At 69.8% G+C, this 20,760-nt stretch carries 22 protein-coding genes; 16 read left to right on the top strand and 6 right to left on the bottom strand.

Translation table 11 applies throughout. From position 1 onward, the window contains the following. The 4 genes from infB to SSPN_RS0102510 form a co-directional block, all read left to right on the top strand. On the top strand, window positions 1-1,953 hold a 1,953-nt coding region (infB, locus tag SSPN_RS42135), incomplete at its 5' end, for a translation initiation factor IF-2 (RefSeq protein WP_010306303.1). A 73-nt stretch (window positions 1,954-2,026) separates the two neighbouring features. After that, window positions 2,027-2,320 (top strand): DUF503 domain-containing protein, encoded by a 294-nt coding sequence (locus SSPN_RS0102500; RefSeq protein ID WP_010306306.1) that lies wholly within the window; start codon window positions 2,027-2,029, stop codon window positions 2,318-2,320. 143 nt (window positions 2,321-2,463) lie between these two features. After that, window positions 2,464-2,964, top strand: a complete 501-nt coding sequence (gene rbfA, locus SSPN_RS0102505) for a 30S ribosome-binding factor RbfA (protein WP_010306311.1) — start codon at window positions 2,464-2,466, stop codon at window positions 2,962-2,964. Window positions 2,965-3,086: 122 nt separating this feature from the next. Beyond that, window positions 3,087-4,085, top strand: coding sequence for a DHH family phosphoesterase (locus tag SSPN_RS0102510; protein ID WP_029534895.1), 999 nt, complete (start codon window positions 3,087-3,089; stop codon window positions 4,083-4,085). A gap of 174 nt (window positions 4,086-4,259) precedes the next feature. Here the strand turns inward: SSPN_RS0102510 and SSPN_RS0102515 are convergent, their stop codons facing one another. After that, on the bottom strand, window positions 4,260-4,787 hold the full coding sequence (locus SSPN_RS0102515) for a CGNR zinc finger domain-containing protein (protein WP_010306319.1): 528 nt from the start codon (window positions 4,785-4,787) through the stop codon (window positions 4,260-4,262). A 68-nt stretch (window positions 4,788-4,855) separates the two neighbouring features. Here SSPN_RS0102515 and SSPN_RS0102520 point away from each other — a divergent pair, with 68 nt between their 5' ends. After that, entirely contained in the window at window positions 4,856-6,181 is a 1,326-nt protein-coding gene (locus tag SSPN_RS0102520) for an MATE family efflux transporter (RefSeq protein WP_010306322.1), read from the top strand. Between the two features lie 32 nt (window positions 6,182-6,213). Here SSPN_RS0102520 and SSPN_RS59155 read toward each other — a convergent pair whose 3' ends face one another. Both SSPN_RS59155 and SSPN_RS59160 read right to left on the bottom strand, forming a co-directional pair. Then, window positions 6,214-6,399, bottom strand: coding sequence for a peptide deformylase (locus SSPN_RS59155; protein WP_010306324.1), 186 nt, complete (start codon window positions 6,397-6,399; stop codon window positions 6,214-6,216). Next, window positions 6,368-6,565 (bottom strand): polypeptide deformylase, encoded by a 198-nt coding sequence (locus SSPN_RS59160; protein WP_010306327.1) that lies wholly within the window; start codon window positions 6,563-6,565, stop codon window positions 6,368-6,370. Before SSPN_RS59160 ends, SSPN_RS59155 begins: the two co-directional genes overlap by 32 nt. Window positions 6,566-6,638: 73 nt before the next feature. Between SSPN_RS59160 and truB the strand changes: the two genes are divergently transcribed. The 9 genes from truB to SSPN_RS0102575 all read left to right on the top strand — a co-directional run bounded on the left by truB (window position 6,639) and on the right by SSPN_RS0102575 (window position 16,192). Further along, window positions 6,639-7,547, top strand: coding sequence for a tRNA pseudouridine(55) synthase TruB (gene truB / locus SSPN_RS0102535; protein ID WP_010306331.1), 909 nt, complete (start codon window positions 6,639-6,641; stop codon window positions 7,545-7,547). A gap of 186 nt (window positions 7,548-7,733) precedes the next feature. Further along, window positions 7,734-8,720: a bifunctional riboflavin kinase/FAD synthetase gene (locus SSPN_RS0102540; RefSeq protein WP_083821812.1), complete on the top strand. Its 987-nt coding sequence runs from the start codon at window positions 7,734-7,736 to the stop codon at window positions 8,718-8,720. 170 nt (window positions 8,721-8,890) lie between these two features. Further along, entirely contained in the window at window positions 8,891-9,373 is a 483-nt protein-coding gene (locus tag SSPN_RS0102545; protein WP_010306339.1) for a helix-turn-helix domain-containing protein, read from the top strand. Between the two features lie 237 nt (window positions 9,374-9,610). After that, window positions 9,611-10,180, top strand: coding sequence for an RNA 2',3'-cyclic phosphodiesterase (gene thpR / locus SSPN_RS0102550; RefSeq protein ID WP_029534896.1), 570 nt, complete (start codon window positions 9,611-9,613; stop codon window positions 10,178-10,180). 146 nt (window positions 10,181-10,326) lie between these two features. After that, window positions 10,327-10,596: a 30S ribosomal protein S15 gene (gene rpsO, locus SSPN_RS0102555; protein WP_010306347.1), complete on the top strand. Its 270-nt coding sequence runs from the start codon at window positions 10,327-10,329 to the stop codon at window positions 10,594-10,596. Window positions 10,597-10,845: 249 nt separating this feature from the next. Further along, complete coding sequence (locus SSPN_RS0102560; RefSeq protein WP_010306350.1) at window positions 10,846-13,083, top strand: polyribonucleotide nucleotidyltransferase; 2,238 nt, start codon at window positions 10,846-10,848, stop codon at window positions 13,081-13,083. A gap of 347 nt (window positions 13,084-13,430) precedes the next feature. Beyond that, entirely contained in the window at window positions 13,431-14,771 is a 1,341-nt protein-coding gene (locus tag SSPN_RS0102565; RefSeq protein ID WP_010306353.1) for a M16 family metallopeptidase, read from the top strand. 194 nt (window positions 14,772-14,965) lie between these two features. Next, window positions 14,966-15,718, top strand: a complete 753-nt coding sequence (gene dapB, locus SSPN_RS0102570; protein ID WP_010306356.1) for a 4-hydroxy-tetrahydrodipicolinate reductase — start codon at window positions 14,966-14,968, stop codon at window positions 15,716-15,718. Window positions 15,719-15,739: 21 nt separating this feature from the next. Then, window positions 15,740-16,192 carry a hypothetical protein gene (locus tag SSPN_RS0102575; protein WP_029534897.1) on the top strand — a complete coding sequence of 151 codons (453 nt, stop codon included), beginning with the start codon at window positions 15,740-15,742 and terminating at the stop codon, window positions 16,190-16,192. 806 nt (window positions 16,193-16,998) lie between these two features. Here the strand turns inward: SSPN_RS0102575 and SSPN_RS0102580 are convergent. Further along, a complete protein-coding gene (locus tag SSPN_RS0102580) occupies window positions 16,999-17,490 on the bottom strand; it encodes a VTT domain-containing protein (protein WP_010306362.1) in 492 nt (163 codons plus the stop codon). Window positions 17,491-17,574: 84 nt separating this feature from the next. Next, complete coding sequence (locus SSPN_RS0102585; RefSeq protein WP_010306365.1) at window positions 17,575-18,138, bottom strand: GNAT family N-acetyltransferase; 564 nt, start codon at window positions 18,136-18,138, stop codon at window positions 17,575-17,577. 233 nt (window positions 18,139-18,371) lie between these two features. Between SSPN_RS0102585 and SSPN_RS0102590 the strand changes: the two genes are divergently transcribed. Beyond that, a complete protein-coding gene (locus tag SSPN_RS0102590) occupies window positions 18,372-19,589 on the top strand; it encodes a winged helix-turn-helix domain-containing protein (protein ID WP_010306368.1) in 1,218 nt (405 codons plus the stop codon). A 180-nt stretch (window positions 19,590-19,769) separates the two neighbouring features. Here SSPN_RS0102590 and SSPN_RS59165 read toward each other — a convergent pair whose 3' ends face one another. Then, on the bottom strand, window positions 19,770-19,976 hold the full coding sequence (locus SSPN_RS59165; RefSeq protein ID WP_010306372.1) for a winged helix-turn-helix transcriptional regulator: 207 nt from the start codon (window positions 19,974-19,976) through the stop codon (window positions 19,770-19,772). Window positions 19,977-20,133: 157 nt separating this feature from the next. Here SSPN_RS59165 and SSPN_RS42150 point away from each other — a divergent pair, with 157 nt between their 5' ends. Continuing rightward, a complete protein-coding gene (locus SSPN_RS42150) occupies window positions 20,134-20,685 on the top strand; it encodes an NADPH-dependent F420 reductase (RefSeq protein WP_010306378.1) in 552 nt (183 codons plus the stop codon). The last annotated feature ends 75 nt before the right edge of the window (window positions 20,686-20,760 follow it).

Genomic DNA, 20,760 nt, shown 5'->3' on the forward strand with positions numbered 1-20,760 from the left:
CGTCCGGGCGGTCCCGGTGGTCGCGGCGGTGCGGCCGGTGCGTTCGGTCGCCCCGGCGGTCCGGCCAAGCGCGGTCGCAAGTCGAAGCGGCAGAAGCGCCAGGAGTACATGGAGAACATGCAGGCGCCGTCGGTCGGCGGCGTCCGCCTCCCGCGCGGCACCGGCGAGACCGTTCGCCTGCGCCGTGGTGCTTCGCTGACCGACTTCGCCGAGAAGATCAACGCCAACCCGGCTTCGCTGGTGCAGGCGATGTTCCACCTCGGTGAGATGGTCACCGCGACCCAGTCCGTCTCCGACGAGGTGCTGGAGCTCCTCGGCCAGGAGATGAACTACAAGATCGAGATGGTCAGTCCGGAGGACGAGGACCGGGAGCTGCTGGAGTCGTTCGACATCAGCTACGGCGACCCGGGCAGCTCCGAGGACGAGCTGGCGGCCCGTCCGCCGGTGGTGACCGTCATGGGTCACGTCGACCACGGTAAGACGCGACTGCTGGACACCATCCGGAAGACGAACGTGCAGGCCGGTGAGGCCGGTGGCATCACCCAGCACATCGGTGCCTACCAGGTCATCACCGAGCTGGAAGGCAACAAGCGGCCGATCACGTTCATCGACACCCCCGGTCACGAGGCGTTCACCGCCATGCGTGCCCGTGGTGCCAAGTCGACCGACATCGCCGTGCTGGTGGTGGCCGCCGACGACGGCGTCATGCCGCAGACGGTGGAGGCGATCAACCACGCCCAGGCGGCCGGTGTGCCGATCGTGGTCGCGGTCAACAAGATCGACGTCGAGGGTGCGAACCCGGCCAAGATCCGCCAGCAGCTGACCGAGTACAACCTGGTCGCCGAGGAGTACGGCGGCGACACCATGTTCGTCGACATCTCGGCGAAGCAGGGCACCAACATCGACAACCTGCTCGAGGCGATCCTGCTCACCGCGGACGCCGCGCTGGACCTGCGGGCCAACCCGAGCATGCCCGCTCAGGGTGTGGCGATCGAGGCCCACCTCGACCGCGGTCGCGGTCCGGTGGCCACGGTGCTGGTGCAGCGGGGCACGCTGCGGGTCGGCGACTCGGTGGTGGCGGGCGACGCCTACGGTCGCGTCCGCCGGATGATCAACGAGAACGACGAGGACGTCACCGAGGCGCTGCCGTCGCGGCCGGTGCAGGTCATCGGCTTCACGTCGGTGCCGGGTGCGGGCGACACCTTCCTGGTGGTCGACGAGGACCGGGTGGCCCGGCAGATCGCCGACCGCCGCGGGGCCCGCATCCGCGAGGCGCAGAACGCGGCCAAGCGCAAGCGGGTCAGCCTCGAGGACCTGGACAAGGTGCTCAAGGAGACCAACCAGCTGAACCTGATCATCAAGGGTGACAACTCGGGTACCGTCGAGGCGCTCGAAGAGTCCCTGATGAAGATCGAGGTCGGCGACGACGTCGAGCTCCGGGTCATCCACCGCGGCGTCGGTGGCATCAACGAGTCGGACATCAACCTCGCCACTGCGGAGAACACCATCGTCCTGGGCTTCAACGTCCGGGCCGAGGGCAAGGCGACCGAGGTCGCCAACCGCGAGGGCGTGGAGATCCGGTACTACTCGGTGATCTACCGCGCGATCGAGGACATCGAGCAGGCCCTCAAGGGCATGCTCAAGCCCGAGTACGAGGAAGTCGAACTGGGCAGGGCCGAGGTCCGCGAGGTCTTCAAGTCCTCCAGGGTCGGTTCCATCGCAGGTTGCATGGTCACCGAGGGCATCATCAAGCGCAACGCCAAGGCACGCCTGCTGCGGGACAACGTGGTGGTCGCCGAGAACCTCAGCATCAACTCGCTGAAGCGGTTCAAGGACGACGCGACCGAGGTCCGCGAAGGCTTCGAATGCGGTCTGACCCTGGGGTCGTACAACGACCTCAAGGTCGGGGACGTCATCGAGCCCTACGAGATGCGCGAGAAGCCGCGCGACTGAGCCGGTACTGCGCAGGGGGTCGTCACTTCGGCGGCCCCCTGCGCAGCGGTTCGTCCCCGCGTGAGGAACACCCATGTACGTTGGTGTGCTCGAACTGGACGTCCTGCTCGGCGACGTCCACTCCCTGAAGCAGAAGCGCGCTGTCGTCCGGCCCGTGGTGGCCGAGTTGCGGCGGCGCTTCGAGGTTGCTGTCGCCGAGGCCGGGAACCAGGACCTGCACCGCCGCGCGCTGTTCGGCGTAGCGGCGGTCTCCGGCGACGCCGCGCACGTGCGCGATGTGCTGGACGCGTGCGAGCGCTTGGTCGCCGCACGCCCCGAACTCGAATTGCTTTCGGCCCGACAGCGCATGCTGGGGCCGGAGGACTAGGAGCTTTTCGTGGTCGTTTTGCGTCGCGGTGCGGGTGGCGGAACCTCGGACGCCACCCGCGGCGGTGCGAGCGGAGTCCCACACCCGCAAGCGGCTGGCACCGCTTGTCAAATGAACTGAACTTTCCCCGAAGGAGGTGCGCTGTGGCTGATACAGCGCGCGCCCGCAGGCTAGCCAAGCGCATCGCCCAGATCGTGGCATCCGGGCTGGAGCACGAGGTGAAAGATCCGCGGCTGGCGATGGTGACGGTCACCGACGCGCGGGTCACCCCCGACCTGCGGGACGCCACTGTGTACTACACCGTGTTCGGCGACGACGCCGACTACGCCTCGACCGCCGCGGCGCTGGCCAGCGCGACCGGGGTGCTGCGGTCCCGGGTGGGCCAGCAGACCGGCGTCCGGTTCACCCCGACGCTGACCTTCGTCGCGGACACCGTGCCGGACAACGCGCGGCGGATGGAGGAGCTGCTCGCCAAGGCCAAGGAGGCCGACGACGAGGTGGCCCGGCTGGCTTCCGGCGCGGTGCCCGCCGGTGACGCCGACCCGTACCGCACCAGCACCGACGATGACGCATTCGCCACCGACGGTGCCGACCTGGAGTCGTTTTCCGACGTCGATGTGCGTCGTGGGCCACAGAGTGGTTGAGTCGCAGCGCAGCATCAGGTGCGTTGGACACCGGTGGTCAGCACGGCCGCCGATGTCGTGGAGGTGAACCTGTGCGCGGGCAATCTGAATCCGGCCGCTCCGACGGCGGTCCTTCGACCGCCATCGACCCGGTCGCACCAGCCGTTGCCGAGGCCGCCCGCAAGCTGGCCGAAGCCTCGGATGTGACCCTGTTCGCGCACATCAACCCGGACGCCGATGCGCTCGGCAGCGCGTTGGCGCTGGGGAGGGCGCTGCGGCGGCGGGGCTGCACGGTCCGCGTGTCGTTCGGGAAACCCGAGCTGCCGCCGTTCTCGCTGCGCGATCTGGACGGCGACGGGCTGGTGGTGCCCGCGAACGAGGTGCCCGCCGCGCCGCCGCTGCTGGTCGTCTGCGACACCGGGAGCCTGCAGCGGCTCGGCCGGCTCGCCGATCGGGTGCCTGCGACGATCGCCGCCGGCGGTGAGGTCATCGTGATCGACCACCACGTGTCGAACACCCGCTACGGCACGCTGCACGTGGTCGACGAGCACGCCGAGGCGACGGTGATGATCGTGCTGCGGTTGCTCGACGAGCTCGGCGAGGAGCTCGATCTGCCTATCGCTCGGTGCCTCTACGCGGGCCTGGTCACCGACACCCGTTCGTTCCGGCACGCCAGCGCCTGGACGCACCGGGTGGCCGGGCGGCTGTTAGAGGCCGGGGTGGACCCGGAAGCGACGACGCGCCCGTTGCTGGACACGCATCCGTTCGGCTGGCTGAGCATGCTCTCCGGCGTGTTGGGCGAAGCGGAGCTGGAGACGGCCGCGGCGCAGGGACTGGGGCTGGTGCACGCGACGGTCCGGCTGGCGCAATCCGACGGCCTGCGCAGCGAGGATGTGGACAGCGTCATCGACGTGGTGCGCACGACCAGCGAGGCAGAGGTCGCGGCGGTGCTCAAGGAGACCGCGCCGCAGCAATGGTCGGTGTCTCTGCGCGCCGACAGCCGTGTCGACGTCGGTCACGCTGCTGCTGCCTGCGGCGGTGGCGGGCACCGGCTCGCGTCCGGCTTCACGGCGCAGGGCCCGGCAGAGGACATCATCGCGGCGCTCCGCAAAGCCCTCGACGAAGCCCCGCTCCTGGACTGACGCGTCCCGTACGGGACATTGAGTGTTTTCCAACCTCTTCCCGGGTTGCGGTGCGGGTGGCGGAACCTTTTCTTGCGCCGGCTGACTCCAGCGGGTCTCCTCTCCGGCGCGGGTCGTCGGCATGGAGGGGCCCGGCACGGTCACCGCTGTGGGTGGCTCTGAATCGGCGCCAGGTCAGGCTCGGCGGCGGGCTCGGAAGGCTGCGACGTGCATCCGGTTCGCGCAGCGGGGGCTGCAGAAGCGCTTGGCCTGGTTCGTGGAGGTGTCCAGGAAGTAAGTGCCGCAGTCCTCGGCTCCGCAGCGTCCCCAGCGCGTCGTGCCGTGCTGGACGACACCCTGTGCCAAGCCCCACGCGGCGGCCGCGGCGACCTCGTCGACCGCTGGTGCGTCCGGTCCGGCCACGTGGACGTGCCAGTTCGGGGTGCCGTCGCGGCCTCCGTGCCCGGACAGCCTGGGCCGGGGCGGGTGCGCCGACAGCAGCGCGTTGATCTCCGCGAGCACGGTCTCGTCGTCGTCCGACACCATCGCGTCCAGCGCCCGGCGCAGCCCGTCGGCCACGCCGCGCAGCACCGGCAGGTCGGGTTCGTGCAGCCGGTCGGCCCACCACGGCTCGTCGTGGAGTGCGGCCCGCACCGAGTCCAGGGTGCTCAGGTCGGCGCTGGCGAGCCGGAGCGCCACCGCAGCGTAATCAGCGTTGTCCATGTGCGGTCCTTACCGTACCCTGATGCGTCAGGGGTGAACCCGTCGATCACAGCTTACCGGGAGGCAGCGTGTCCGATCTGGGGGAGCGCGTAGCGCCGGGCAAACTGCTGGCGCTCGCGGTGCCGGCGCTGGGCGTGCTCGCCGCCGAACCGCTTTACGTGCTCGTCGACACCGCCGTCGTCGGACACCTCGGCGCGGTCCCGCTGGCCGGACTGGCGCTCGGCGGCACGCTGTTCACGCTGGTGTCGAGCCAGCTGACCTTCCTCACCTACGGCACGACGGCACGCACCGCGCGGCTGCACGGTGCCGGACGCCGCAAGGACGCCGTCGCCGAAGGCGTGCAGGCGACGTGGTTGGGGATCTGCGTCGGCGTGGTTCTCCTGCTGCTCGCGCAGCTGGTGGCGGTTCCAGTGGCCGAATTGCTTGCCGGGCCCGGGCCGGTGGCCGACGCGGCCGGCACCTGGATGCGCATCGCGCTCTGCGGCGCGCCGATGGTGCTGATCACGATGGCGGGCAACGGCTGGATGCGCGGCGTGCAGGACACCGCACGTCCGCTGCGCTACGTGCTGGTCGGCAACGGTGTGTCGGCGGTGCTGTGCCCGCTGTTCGTCTACCCCTTCGGCTGGGGCCTGGAGGGTTCGGCGGTCGCGAACCTGATCGGCCAGACCATCGCCGCCGCGCTGTTCCTGCGGGCGCTGGTCGTCGAACGGGCGCCGCTGAGGCCGGATCCCGCGAAGATGCGCGCCCAGCTCGGGCTCGGCCGCGACCTGGTGCTGCGGACGCTGGCGTTCCAGGCGTGCTTCCTGTCGGCGACGTCGGTCGCGGCGCGGACCGGCGCGGAGACCGCCGCCGCGCACCAGGTGGTGTGGCAGCTGTGGACTTTCTTGGCGCTCGTGCTCGACTCGCTGGCGATCGCGGCTCAGTCGCTGGTCGGTGCGGCGCTCGGCGCCGGTTCCGCGCCGCGCGCCAAGGGGATCGCCAGGCAGGTCACCTGGTACGGCTTGGTGTTCGGCGCCGTGCTCGGGTTGGTGTTCGCGGCGCTGTCCGGTGTGCTGCCGATGTTGTTCACCACCGACGGCGCGGTGTTGTCGGAGATCCCGCACGCGTGGTGGTTCTTCGTGTTCCTGCAGCCGGTCGCGGGCGTGGTGTTCGCGCTGGACGGGGTCTTCCTCGGCGCCGGCGACGCGGCCTACCTGCGCACCGCGACGTTGTCGAGCGCGGCCATCGGCTACCTGCCGCTGATCTGGCTGTCGCTGGCGTTCGGCTGGGGCCTGGCCGGGATCTGGACCGGCCTGAGCCTTTTCATGGTCCTGCGCCTGATCACACTGCTGCTGCGGGCCCGCTCCGGCCGCTGGGCCGTCGTCGGCGCAACACCGGCATCAGCCACCGCGTAGCGCAGGTCCGGGGCCATGAGTCTGTTGGGTCGCTACGACGATTTGTCCACGTCGACGCCGCGCACGACGGGCATGCTGGGCGCGGCTGGTCTCGAAAGCGAGCCGGGCAGCGACAGGCACGCCTCGACGTCGTCCCGCACCTCGTCGGAGCGCTCCACGACCTCCGGGTTGAGCACGTACCCGATCTCACCGTCGACTCGGTAGCTGAACGCCCGCACCCCGACGCCGATCTGCGGCGCGGCGACCCCCGGCGTGCGCGGGCGCGTCCACGGTGTCCAGCAGGTCCGCGACGATCGTGCGCAGCCGCTGGTCGAAGACCGTCATCGGCTTGGCCGCCATGCGCAACGCCGGGTCGCCAAAGCGCCTGATTGTTCGGAGCGCCACCGGGAAACCTCCTCGTCACCGCGCCGCTACCCTGGCGACGAGCCCCGCTCCGGGTCGGGGAAGATGGTGCCTCGTGTCCGAACGCTCCCGCAAAACGCGTCCCACCGTTCCGCCCGGCCTGCTGGTGATCGACAAACCGGCGGGGATGACCTCGCACGACGTCGTGTCGCGGGTCCGCCGCATCATGGGCACCCGCCGCGTCGGGCACGCCGGGACGCTGGACCCGATGGCCACCGGAGTGCTGGTTCTAGGCCTGGAGCGGGCCACCAAGCTGCTCGGCCACCTCGCCCTGGACACCAAGGCCTACCTCGCCACGATCCGGCTGGGCGCGGCCACCACCACCGACGACGCCGAGGGCGACGTGGTGTCCGAAGTGGACGCCTCCGCAGTGGATGAGGAGGCGATCCGGGCCGGGATCGCGGAACTCACCGGCGACATCCAGCAGGTGCCCAGCGCGGTCAGCGCGGTGAAGATCAACGGTCGGCGCGCCTACGAACTGGCGCGCAACGGCGAGAGCGTGGAGTTGGCCGCGCGTCCGGTCACGGTGTCGCGCTTCGACGTGCTGGCGCTGCGCCGAACCGAGCGGACGACGGACCTGGACGTGCTCGTCGAATGCTCGTCGGGCACCTACGTGCGCGCGCTGGCGCGGGACCTGGGCGCCGGGCTCGGTGCCGGCGGGCACCTCGCCGAACTCCGCCGCACCCGGGTCGGTCCGTTCGGGCTGGTCACGGCGCGCACCCTGGAGCAGTTGGAGTCCGAGCCCGCGTTGTCGATGAGCCTGGACCAGGCGGTCGAGGCCGCTTTTCCGCGCCGCAACGTGGATTCCACCGTCGCCAGGGCCCTCTCCCACGGTCAGGTCGTGCCCGCGGCCGGGGTCGAGGGCACCTACGGAATGTTCGATCCGGACGGTCGCGCGGTCGCCCTGGTCCGCGACCGCGGCCGGACCGCGAAAGCGGTGTTGGTGATCGTTCCGGCGAACTGATCGCACCCGGACGGATCCTCTTGATTCACAACCGTTTTTGGTGACCTGTATCACGTTTCTGGAGGTCGTGGGAAGCGTGCTCGCTCAAGCGCGACCCCATCCCGCTCGACCGCCCGTGCCGCGTGATTCGCGGCACGGGCGGTGGCGTTCCAGCGACCGGGTGGCGGCGCAGTAGGCTTCCTGGTCGTGCAGCGATGGCGTGGTTTGGAGCAGATACCCGGTGGCTGGGGCCGGTGTGTGGTCACCATCGGCGTCTTCGACGGGGTGCACTGCGGGCACCAGCAGCTGATCACGCACGCGGTGCAGCAGGCCCACCGCCGCAACGTGCCCTGCGTGCTGATGACCTTCGACCCGCACCCGGCCGAGGTGGTCCGCCCCGGTAGTCACCCGGCGCAGCTGACCACCCTGCGGCGGCGCGCCGAACTCGTCGAACAGCTCGGCGTGGATGTGTTCTGCGTGCTGCCGTTCACCCGCGAGGTCTCGCGCATCCCGGCCGAGGAGTTCGTGCACGCGATGCTGGTGGAGCGGTTGCACGCGGCGGAGATCGTGGTCGGCGAGAACTTCACCTTCGGCCACAAGGCGGCCGGCAACATCGAGCTACTGGCCAAGCTCGGCGAGCGGTTCGGCTTCGAGGTCGAGTCCGATGCGCTGGTCTCCGGCCCGGTGCAGCGCCCCGACGACGTGGACGGAACTTCGGTGACCTTCTCCTCGACCTACATCCGCTCCTGCATCGACGCTGGCGACGTCGTCGCGGCCGCCTCCGCGCTGGGCCGCTACCACCGGCTGGAGGGCATCGTGGTGCGCGGTGCCGGGCGCGGTGGCAAGGAACTCGGCTTCCCGACCGCCAACCTGTCCACCCCGCCGCACACGGCGATCCCGGCCGACGGCGTGTACGCGGCGTGGTTCACGCACCGCCGACGCGGCTCGAAGGAGCAGGGGAAGACCCTGCCGGCGGCGGTGTCGGTTGGCAGCAACCCGACCTTCTCCGGCACCGAGCGCACCGTCGAGGCGTACGTGCTGGACGTCGACGCCGACTTCTACGGCGAGCACGTCGACCTGGACTTCGTGCAGCGCCTGCGGTCGATGGAGCGCTACGACACGGTCGACGCGCTGATCGAGCAGATGCACCAGGACGTCGCCGAAACCCGGCGCATCCTGGGGGCGGACGGGTGATATCCGGGAGGCCGATCCCCCGAACGGGGCAGTCGCGTCGGCTGCCCGGCGCACCGCGAGCGGAACATATTTCGGATTCCCGTCCGCGCCGGGCCGGTGACCTGGCAGTATTCACAGCCGGGCCAGCAGCCGTCCGCGGCCGGGTCGGCGCCGACACGGGGGGAGCGAAGGTGACGGAGAGCAGCAACGTCCAGCGGAACCTGGCACTGCAGCGGCAGTGGTACGGCGAGCCGCTGGGGGACCGGGTGCGCCGCCTGGTCGTTGCCTTCCGCATCTCGCAGGCCCAGCTCGCCGAGGTCCTCGGGATCAGCGCGCCGATGCTCAGCCAGGTGATGAGCGGGCGCCGCGCCAAGATCGGCAACCCGTCGGTGCTGGCCCGGCTCGTGATGCTGGAGCGCAAGGTGCTCATCCCCGGGGTCGCCGTGGGCGAGTCGGACGCGATCAAGCAGGCCCTGGAGGACGTCCGGCAGTCGCAACCGTCGGTGGGGCGCGACAACCTCCCGGTCATGCACGCGGCCAACGGGGAGGAAGCCGCCTGGCCGGTGCTGCGCGAGGTGGCCAAGCCCGGCGAGCTGGAGGCGGCGGCGTCGCTGCTCGAAGGCCGCTACCCGGCGCTGGCGCAGCTGCTCCGCCGCGCCGCCAACGGAGACTGACCACCTCCCCGGGTGCGATTTCCATTGAGCCCTTTTCATCCCGGCTGATCCACAGCCGCGACGCCTGAAGTCCGCGACGCGAGGTCGTCGCATGCGCCGAAGGTGCATGGCCCACCATCGCAGCCCGCACCGCCGCTGAGGTTCCGCTACTCGCACCGCAACACACGAAGACGCTGGAAAACGCTCTTGGAAATCGGCGGTTCGATTTCCATTGAAATCGCACGGACACTGGGGAGCATGCGTCTGTTCACCGCGTTGTGGCCGTCGGAAGAGGCGGTCCGGCACCTGGCGTCGACGGTCGGCAGGCTCCGCCCGGACCGAGTGGCCGAGGCCACCGCTGGACTGCGCAAGTTCCGCTTCACGCCTTCGCAGCGCTGGCACCTGACGCTGCGCTTCCACGGCGACGACGCCGACCAGCAGCACGTGATCGAGAGACTGGACCACCGCGTCGCCCGCCTGCTGGAGGCCGACCCGGCGCCGCCGCAGCTCCGGCTGGCCGGTGCTGGGACGTTCCGCGGGGTGCTGTGGATCGGCGTCGAGCCGGGTACCGATTCCGACGACGCCGCGCTGCGCGGGCTGGTGCGCGCGGCCGGGGGCGATCCGCGCGGTTACACAGCGCACCTCACCATCGCCCGATGGGCCGCCGGGCGCGCCGACCGGGAGCTGCTGCCCGGGCTGCTCGCCGGTTACGCCGGCCCCTGGTGGCAGTCGCGCGAGCTGGCCGTGGTGCGCAGTGACCTGCGGGAAGGCGGTCGCGAGTACCGGACGGTGCACCGCGTCGCGTTGACGCGCGAGACGCCGGGCTAGCCCGGTAGCAGCAGTCCTCCCTGTTATCCTGGCCTGTGGAACGGCTGCAGTCCGTGGTGGCCGAATCCGGTCGACTACGCGTTGACCCGCTACCCGACCGGCTGGTCGGGCGCAGCTGACACGGGACATCGAAGGAGAGTCAATTCGTGGCGTTGTCCACTGACGACAAGAAGCAGATCCTGGCCGAGTACGGCCTGAAGGACGGCGACACCGGTTCGCCGGAGGCCCAGGTGGCCCTGCTGACCAAGCGGATCACCGGGCTGACCGAGCACCTCAAGCAGCACAAGCACGACCACCACTCGCGTCGTGGCCTGCTGCTGATGGTTGGCCGCCGCCGTCGGCTGCTCAACTACCTGACCAAGGTGGACATCGAACGCTACCGTTCGCTGATCCAGCGACTCGGTCTGCGTCGTTGACGAAAACCGGGGGGAGCGGCCAACGGGCCGCTCCCCCCGGTGCATGAAAGACGGACGGCGCCCGGCGCCGTCGTAACTGAAGAGCGCTCACGGTGGCACGCACCGGACAGGCGTCCGCCGGTCCTCGGTAGTGGCTGCCGGGCAAATCGTCGCAACAGACGTTCCCGGGGGCTTCGATCGATGGCCGGCCTCGTCGGACCACGAACCGGATGCTCCTGCCGTGGGCCTCGTGAACCCGAGGAGTCAACCTTGACTGAACCCCAGATCGATGAGGGCGTGTACGAGGCGACCGCCGTGCTGGACAACGGCGCGTTCGGCACCCGGACCGTCCGGTTCGAGACGGGCCGACTGGCAAAGCAGGCCGCCGGCAGTGTCGTCGCCTACCTCGACGACGACACCATGCTGCTGTCCGCCACCACGGCGTCCAAGCAGCCGAAGGAGCACTTCGACTTCTTCCCGCTGACCGTCGACGTCGAAGAGCGGATGTACGCCGCGGGCCGCATCCCCGGCTCGTTCTTCCGCCGCGAGGGCCGCCCGTCCACCGACGCGATCCTGACCTGCCGGCTGATCGACCGGCCGCTGCGCCCGTCCTTCGTGGACGGCCTGCGCAACGAGGTCCAGGTCGTCGTCACGGTGATGAGCCTGGCGCCGGGCGACCTCTACGACGTGCTGGCGATCAACGCCGCGTCGGCGTCCACCCAGCTGTCCGGTCTGCCGTTCTCCGGCCCGATCGGTAGCACCCGGATGGCGTTGATCGACGGCCAGTGGGTGGCCTTCCCGACCCACGAACAGCTCGAGCGGGCCGTGTTCGACATGGTCGTCGCGGGCCGCATCGTCGGCGACGACGTGGCGATCATGATGGTCGAGGCCGAGGCCACCGACAAGACCGTCGCGCTGGTCGCCGGTGGCGCGCAGGCGCCGACCGAGGAGGTCGTCGCCGCCGGTCTGGAGGCCGCGAAGCCCTTCATCCGGACCCTGTGCCAGGCGCAGCAGCAGCTCGCGCAGGCCGCCGCCAAGGCCGTCCAGGAGTTCCCGGTGTTCCCGGCCTACGCCGAGGACGCCTTCACCGCCGTCGAGCAGGCCGTCTCCGGTGAGCTCGCCGAGGCGCTGAAGATCGGCGGCAAGCAGGAGCGGGAGAACCGCCTCGACGAGATCAAGGCCGCGGTGCTGGAGAAGGTCGGCACCGGCGAGGGCCAGCAGTTCGAGGGCCGGGAGAAGGAGATCGGCGCCGCGTTCCGGTCGCTGACCAAGAAGCTGGTGCGCCAGCGGATCATCCGCGACCAGGTCCGCATCGACGGCCGCGGGCTGACCGACATCCGCAGCCTGTCCGCCGAGGTCGGCGTGATCCCGCGGGCCCACGGCTCGGCGCTGTTCGAGCGAGGCGAGACCCAGATCCTGGGCGTCTCCACGCTGAACATGCTGCGCCTGGAGCAGACCATCGACTCGTTGTCCCCGGAGACGACGAAGCGGTACATGCACCACTACAACTTCCCGCCCTACTCGACCGGTGAGACCGGCCGGGTCGGCAGCCCGAAGCGGCGTGAGATCGGCCACGGTGCGCTGGCCGAGCGGGCGCTGATGCCGGTGCTGCCGTCGCGCGAGGAGTTCCCGTACGCGCTCCGGCAGGTCTCCGAGGCGCTGGGCTCCAACGGGTCCACCTCGATGGGCTCGGTTTGCGCCTCGACGCTGTCGCTGCTGAACGCGGGTGTGCCGCTGAAGGCGCCGGTGGCCGGCATCGCGATGGGCCTGGTCTCCGACGTGGTCGACGGCCAGACCCACTACGTGGCGCTGACCGACATCCTCGGTGCCGAGGACGCCTTCGGCGACATGGACTTCAAGGTCGCCGGCACGAAGGACTTCGTGACCGCCCTGCAGCTGGACACCAAGCTCGACGGCATCCCGTCCGCGGTGCTGGCGCAGGCGCTCGGCCAGGCCCGCGACGCCCGGTTCACCATCCTCGAGGTGATGGCCGAGGCGATCGGCAAGCCCGACGAGATGAGCCCGCACGCCCCGCGGGTGACCTCCATCAGCATCCCGGTGGACAAGATCGGCGAGGTCATCGGCCCGAAGGGCAAGATGATCAACTCGATCACCGAGGAGACCGGCGCGGAGATCACCATCGAGGACGACGGCACGATCTACGTCGGTGCCGCCGACGGCCCGTCCGCGGAGGCCGCGATCGACAAGATCAACGCCATCGCGAACCCGCAGCTGCCGAAGGTCGGCGAGCGCTTCCTGGGCACCGTGGTCAAGACCGCGGCCTTCGGCGCGTTCGTCTCGCTGCTGCCGGGCAAGGACGGCCTGGTCCACATCTCCAAGCTGGGCAACGGCAAGCGCATCGGCAAGGTCGAAGACGTGGTGAACGTCGGCGACAAGCTGCGCGTGGAGATCGCCGACATCGACAGCCGCGGCAAGATCAGCCTGGTGCTGGTCAACGACGAGGCCGAGGGCGAGGCCAAGCCGGAGGCCGAGACCCCGGCGCAGTGATCGGAAGACGCACTATTGATGCGGCCCGTCCCGGACTCCCGGGGCGGGCCGTATCGTCTTGGGTGGTTTGGAACTCGTGCGGTTCAGGGGTGTGGCGACGTGTTCAACTGGACGCTGGCGTCAGGCAAGCGGCGTCAGCAGCTTTCTGCCGCGCACGCAACTGGCACCGCCGCGGGTTCTCAGGCTAGGCCCGCCCCGAAGGGCTCCGCTGGGAGGACCTACCCCAGACTGGCGTATCTGGCCATACGTGAGTCGGGGATCCCGGACCGAGGGGGCGACGGTAGCCCCCGCAGGGGGGTCGCTACCCGCACCGCCACGCAAAACGACGGCACACTTTTAAAAGGGACATGAAGCAGAAGCAGACACGCGCCGGGCACCTTCAGCGTCCCGGAACCACTCGAGTCCTCGGTCGAAATGGCGACGCCGCGGTGCGCCGCACGGTGCTGCCCGGCGGGCTGCGGGTCGTCACCGAACCCGTCCCGGGTGTGCGTTCGGCCTCCGTCGGGATCTGGGTCGCGGTGGGCTCGCGCGACGAGGGACGCCCGCAGGCAGGCGCCGCGCACTACCTGGAGCACCTCCTGTTCAAGGGCACCGCCAAGCGCACCGCGGTGGACATCGCGCAGGAGATCGACGCGGTCGGCGGCGAGCTGAACGCGTTCACGTCCAAGGAGCACACCTGCTACTACGCGCACGTGCTGGACCGGGATCTGCCGCTGGCCATCGACATGCTCTGCGACGTGGTCTTCGACGCGCTGAACGCGAAGTCCGATGTGGACGTCGAGCGCAGCGTGGTCCTGGAGGAGATCGCGATGCGCGACGACGACCCCGAGGACCTGCTGCACGAGCTGTTCACCTCGGCCGTGCTGGGCGATCACCCGCTCGGCCGCTCGGTGCTGGGCACCGAGGACTCAATCGCCAACATGACCCGGGCCCGGGTGCACGGCTTCTACCGGCGCAGCTACGAGATGCCGAAGATGGTCGTCGCCGCGGCCGGGAACGTCGACCACGGCCGCGTGCTGCGGCTGCTCCGCAAGGCGCTCGGCGCCCGGCTGGACGGCGACGTGCAGCCCGCGCCGCCGCGCATGGGGCGGGCGCGGTTGCCGAAGCAGCAGCCGCTGGCGCTGCAGACGGACGACACCGAGCAGGCGCATCTGCTGATGGGCTGTCGCGGCTTCAACCGCCACGACGAGCGCCGGTTCGCGCTCGGGGTGCTCAACGCGGCGCTGGGCGGCGGCATGAGCTCGCGGCTGTTCCAGGAGGTCCGCGAGCGGCGGGGCCTTGCCTACTCGGTGTACTCGGCGACCACTGCGTACTCCGACGCCGGGACGTTTTCGGTGTACGCGGGCTGCACCCCGGACAGACTCGGCGAGGTCGCGACGGTCATCCGCGACGTGCTGGCCGGTGTCGCGGCCGACGGGTTGACCGAGGACGAGGTGGAGCGCGGGCGCGGGCAGCTGCGCGGCGGCCTGGTGCTCGGTCTGGAGGACAGCGCCTCGCGGATGAGCCGGATCGGCAAGACCGAGCTCAACTACGGCAGGCACTTCACGGTCGAGCAAACCCTGGAGCGCATCGACGCGGTCACCGCGGCGGAGGTGGCGGAGCTGGCTGCCGAGCTCCTGCGGCGCCCGCTCACCACCACCATCGTCGGGCCGTACGACTCGCCGGCGGATCTGCCCGACGGGGTGTGAGTCACGTCCTGCCCGGGGCAGGGCCCGCGTGGCCTTCGAGGGACAACCGCAACCCGAAGCCCTCACCTGGCCTGACCAGGCGAAACCGCTTTTCGGGGCGCGAGTCCTGCTCGTGCGGGTGCGCCTCGTGCCGGAAAAGCACCGGTGCATAGACTCGCGGCAGTGCGACGTCGAGGTGGGAAGGTAGTCGTCACGTGAACAGCCCGATCAAGGTCGGCGTGCTGGGTGCCCGGGGGCGGATGGGATCCGAGGCGGTTCGCGCCGTCGGAGAGGCCCCCGACACCGAACTGGTCGCCGCGATCAACCGCGAGGACAGCCTGACCGGGCTGGTCGAGGGCGGCGCACACGTCGCCGTCGATCTCACCCACCCCGACGCGGTCCTCGAAAACATCCGGTTCTGCGTCGAGCACGGCATCCACGTGGTCGTCGGCACCAGCGGGCTCGGTGCCCCGGAACTGGACACCGTTCGCTCCTGGCTGGCCGACCGGCCGGAGGTCGGCGTGCTGGTCGCGCCGAACTTCGCGATCGGCGCGGTCCTGTCGATGCGATTCGCCGAGCTGGCCGCGAAGTTCTTCGAGTCCGTGGAAATCGTCGAACTGCACCACCCGAAGAAGGCCGACGCCCCGTCGGGCACCGCCGCGCGCACCGCTGAGGTGATCGCGCAGGCGCGCGCCGAGGCGGGCCTGGGTGCGGTGCCGGATGCGACGACCAAGGAACTCGGCGGCGCCCGCGGCGCGGACGTCGACGGCGTCCGGGTGCACTCGGTGCGGATGACCGGTCTCGTCGCGCACCAGGAGGTGCTGTTCGGCACCGAAGGGGAGACCCTGACCATCAGGCACGACTCCTACGACCGCCGCTCGTTCATGCCCGGGGTGCTGCTCTCCATCCGTGAGGTGGGCGCCCAGCCGGGCCTGACTGTCGGCCTCGACGCGTTGCTGGGGATCTGAGTGGCCGAGCGGCGCAAGCTGATGAAACCGCGGACGTCCGCGTTCGTGGTCGCGATCGTGCTGCTGGTGTACCTGGTGCTGATGGGTGGCCGCGCGGTCACCATGATCACCAGCGGGCAGCCGGTGTTCATCGCCCTCGGGGTGGCGGTTTTCGTGCTGCCGGTGCTCGGCGCCGTGCTGGTCGTCGACCAGTTGCGGTTCGGGGTGAGCACCGAGCGGCTCGCGCAGCGGCTCTACGACGAGGACGCCTTGCCGGACGTCTCGCATCTTCCGTGCCGCCCCTCCGGCCGCGTGGAGCGAGAGGCGGCCGACGCTTACTTCGACGAGAAGCAGGCTGAACTCGAAGCAGCGCCGCAGGATTGGCGCCGCTGGTTCGCGCTGGCGCAGGCCTACGACTTGGCCGGTGACCGCAACCGCGGCCGCAAGGCGATGCGCCGCGCGATCGAACTCGAACGCGCGGAACCCGCCGAGTGACGCGGGTTTCGCTCTGCTGAAGGACTCGCGGGACGTGCAAATCCCGCTACCGGGTTTGTGCGCCTCAGGTCAAAATGGACAGAGCGCTCAAACTCCTCTCGCTCGGTATGGCCTTTTTCTTCAGGGGCAGCGGAAGGCGACTGGTCTCCGGAACGAAATGCGCGCCACGGCGGCAAAGTAGAGATGCCGTGTTAACCCCTCTACCGCTCTTCGGGTGAACGCGGACGCGTGCTGCGCTTCTCCGGGTAACGATCGTCCGGCGATCTCACCAAGGGGTCGGCCATTGACTGAGTTGCCCGCAATCCTGATCATTTCTGCCATGTCAGGGTTCGCCACTTTGATGGTTCGCCTACATGTCGATTTGTTGCAGCAGGCCAGCGCCCTCTGTTGCGCCCGCTAGAACTCTACTTTCGCGGAACCGGGCACAGCTAGCCAACGCAGGTTCTCGCTGGTCCGATCGCAGACTGCCCACTGGGCTGGCCGCCGTTCTGCTGGCGGTCGGCGAAGTCACGTTACCCGTCCAGGACGCCTATGCGGATGTCGAAGTTTCGACGCAATTTGTGAAAGGCGCCGGTGGCAAGGACTACACCGTCACCAACCACGCGGTGAAAAGCGCGTTGGAGAAGTCGCAGTCCGACGGCAAGCGCAAGCAATTGCTGCTTGTCTGGGCCGGTGACGAGAACATCGCCGACGCGGTGGTTCCGGACGTGCGGAACCTGCCGGGATCGCTGGGCGGTGGCCTCGGCACGGCCGCGAATGCCGCGCCAGGAACGGATTTCCTCGCGGTCGTCGATCGGAGTCGGGGTTCACAGCCAACCGGCGACGACGCCCGGAGCGATCGCGAGCGCGCCGAACCGGACGAAACGCCCGACGAAGCCCGTGACCACGAACATGGCCAGCGGGACCTTCGCCCAACCCGCGATCACCGCGATCGCGGCGAACGGCGGCAGGCTCGCGGCCGCGCTGATCAGCAACACCGTGCCCGTCCACACCGGCCGCTGCTGGCAGTTCGACCGGAACTTCTCCAACCACTCGCGCCAGCGGCCCTTCTGCTCACGCTCGCCGACCTTGCGCCGGAACAGCCCGGGCAGCCGGATCGCGCCGCGCGCCGCGTAGAAATGCAGCAGCTTCCCGGCGATCTGGCCAGCGGCGATGACCAGCGCCAACAGCCACCACGGGATATCCGTGCCGTTGAGCACCAGCCCGATCGCGAACAGTTCGACGCTGATCAACGGGAGCAGAGCCGATGCCACCGACACCCCGAAGGTGGTGGACAGCAAACCGATCACGGCCAGCACGATCGCTCCCAGCGCGCTTGAACCCCAGTTAGCGGAGAGGCCAACAACCCGCGTTCACCGGGAACCGACGAACGCCGCCCGAGTTCATCGATCCTCGAACTGCATTTCAATCGGGCCCGACAACCGCAACTCCCGCAGCGGCCGTCCCCCCGCGTCCAACGTGCGTACCGTACCGTCCGGTGCCCAGCCCGCGCTGCGGAAGAACGCCATTGACGCAGTGTCGGCCTCGGGCACCCACGTGATGCCCCGCGTGGCGCCGCCCTCGGCGAGGCGCTTCACCATCGCGCCGAGCAGCCGACCGGCGTGACCGCGTCGCCCCCAGCGCGGTTCCACCAGCAGCGCGCTGACCAGTGCGACCGTGGCCGCATCGGACGGCGGCGTGCCGTTGGCCGCAGCCGCCTCGGCTTCCGGGGCCGGACCGGCCGCGCAGAACCCCACGATCCACTGGCCCTCCGTCGCGACCAGCACCGAGGCGGGCCCGCCGGTCAGCGTCCGGTGCCACTCCTGCTCGGTCGCCGCGCCGTCCAGCCCGTCCAGCACCTCCGCCGGCAACAGTTCGCTGAAGGCGGTGCGCCACGTCGTCAGCTGGATGCGAGCGATCTCCGCGGCATCGGACGGCACCGCTTCCCGCACGTCGGCATCGGCCATAGCCACAACCTAACGCGTCCGGCCGATCACCCAACCGGCCGGTGGGGTCGTTCAGAAACTGCTCGCGTTCTTTAGGAGTTGTCGCTCGCGGTCCCGTCTCCTTGCCGGAACTGAATCTGTACGGCGGGGCTTTCGACCCGCCAGGGCGAGCAAACGGGCCGTTCGCTCCAACTACCGGGCGTCGTTGCTCGGTGGTGATCCGGCTGTCGGGGATTGTTGGCACGATCTGCCGGGTGCAGACCATGAGCCGCGACACCGCACGCCGAATCGCCCTCGCAGCCCAGGGCTTCGCCGACCCACCGCCACGCGGCGAGGTGACACGCCGACACCTGCAGCGCGCTCTGGCCCGCACCAAACTGCTGCAGCTCGACTCGGTCAACGTGGCCGTCCGGGCCCACTACATGCCGCTGTTCAGCCGACTCGGCGGCTACGCACCGGAGCTCCTCGACGCGGCGGCCTGGTCACACCGGGCACGGCAACCGCGGCTGCTGGTCGAATACTGGGCGCACGAAGCGTCGCTCATCCCGGTCGAGGACTGGTCGCTGCTGCGGTGGCGGATGCGGGACTACGGCGGTGCCTGGCGGCAGCGGAGCCGCGAAATGCTGGAACAATCGCCGCAGCTGATCGACGACGTGCTGACCGCGGTCAAGGAACTCGGGCCGATCGGCGCGGGCAGCTTGGACCGCGAACTCGGCGGCAGCGAACGCCAGGGGCGCGGACCCTGGTGGAACCGTACCGACACGAAACGGGCCTGCGAGCTGCTGTTCGCGATGGGCGAGCTGACGACCGGCACCCGGCGCGGCTTCGAACGGCTCTACGAGCTGCCCGAACGCGTGCTGCCCGCGCACGTGCTCGCGCACGAGCCGGAGGACGACGAAGCGATTCGCGCGTTGGTGGAGCGTTCTGCGCACGCACTCGGCGTCGCCACCGAACCGGATCTGCGGGACTACTACCGGCTCTCGCCCGCGCAGTCCCAGCAGGCCGTGGCCGAGCTCGTCGAGGACGGCGTGCTGGAGCCGGTCGCGGTGCACGGCTGGCGGCAGCCCGCGTACCGCTACGCGGCGGCCCGCATCCCCAGGAAGATCACCGGCCGTGCGCTGCTCTGCCCGTTCGACCCGCTGATCTGGGAACGTTCCCGCGCCGAACGGCTTTTCGAGTTCCGCTACCGCATCGAGATCTACGTCCCCGAACCCAAGCGGCAGTACGGCTACTACGTCTTCCCCTTCCTCCTCGATGGTGAACTGGTGGCCCGCGTCGATCTGAAGGCCGACCGGACCGCAGGCGTGCTCCGGGTGCCCGGCGCGTTCCTCGAATCCGGCTGCGACGCGGGCCAGGTGCTTCCGCAACTGTCCGCCGCGCTGCGCGACATGGCCTCCTGGCTGGGCCTCGACGACGTCGTCATCGGCGGCAGGGGAGACCTGGCCAAGCCCCTCCGCGCAACCAGCCGCTGACCGCGACCACGCGCGGAAGATTCGGTGACCGTGCGGTCGGCGGTTTCGCGAGCGGCGCGTTCAGCTCGCGCAGGTGTCGTCCGCGCGGTCGTGTTCTTCTTGCGCTGCCATGACTTCGTTGCCGTGGCGAAATCCCCGTTCGCGGAGCACCTCGATCGGGCCGAGCAGGCTTTCGCCCCGCTAGGTGAGCCGGTACTCGACCGGTGGCGGAGCTTCCCGGTATGTGCACCTATCGACCAGGCCGTTGTACTGGAGCCGGCACAGCGTTCCGGAAAGCACCCTGGTGCGGATCCCGCCGATCCGGCGCCGCAAGTCGATCGGGCCGACCGCACGGCAGTCGGCGAGGAACTCGTTGTTCGTGGGAAACGCCCCGGGTACCTCGGTCATCGGCCTCTCCTCACCTGCCAAGAGCCCACCTTGCCCCGTCGTCAGGCACCGTTTGGTAGCTATCGGGCGACCCCATAGCGTTGGAACAGCATCCAGCCGGGGCAGCCAGGTGAAGACGGGAGCGCTCGATGAGGATTGGATTCTGGGCGCTGGGAACATGGCCGATGCGCTCGGTACACAGTGGACGCGAGCCGGTCACCAAGTGCTGGTGGGCGGTCGCGATCCGGCGAAGACGCGGGTGCTCGCCGATCGGCTCGGGTCGTCGACGCAGAGCGGAACCTTTGCGGAAGCCGCCGAGTTCGGCGATGTCGTCCTCGTCGCCGTGCTACACCCCGCGGCCGCCGATGTGCTGTCCGCCGGAGGAGCCGAGGCCGGAGCGTTGCGCGGCAAGGCGTTGATCGACTGCACGAATGCTGTCGTTCCGATCGCTTCGTCCTCGATCGCCCCGTCGGCACGTCGATCGCCAAACAGATCGCCGTCCAGACGGTCGGGGCGCGACGTCGTCAAGGCCTTCGACACCTGCCACCAGTCCGTTTGGCGTTTGACCCCACCGGTTTTCGACGGCCGGCCACTGGTCGTTCCGCTGTGCGGGGACGACCCCGACGCGATCGCAACCGACCGGTCGTTGGTAACCAACATCGGCTGCGAACCCGGCGACGGCGGTCGGCTGGAACATGCGGCGCCGTTGGAAGCCACCACGCGTTCCTGATCGGCCTGTGTTCGGCGGCGTCGACGCACAGGCGATGCTGCCTCCGAACGAATACGGCACTGGGACCTGATCAGC

The organism is Saccharopolyspora spinosa NRRL 18395, from assembly GCF_000194155.1.
GTDB lineage: Bacteria > Actinomycetota > Actinomycetes > Mycobacteriales > Pseudonocardiaceae > Saccharopolyspora > Saccharopolyspora spinosa.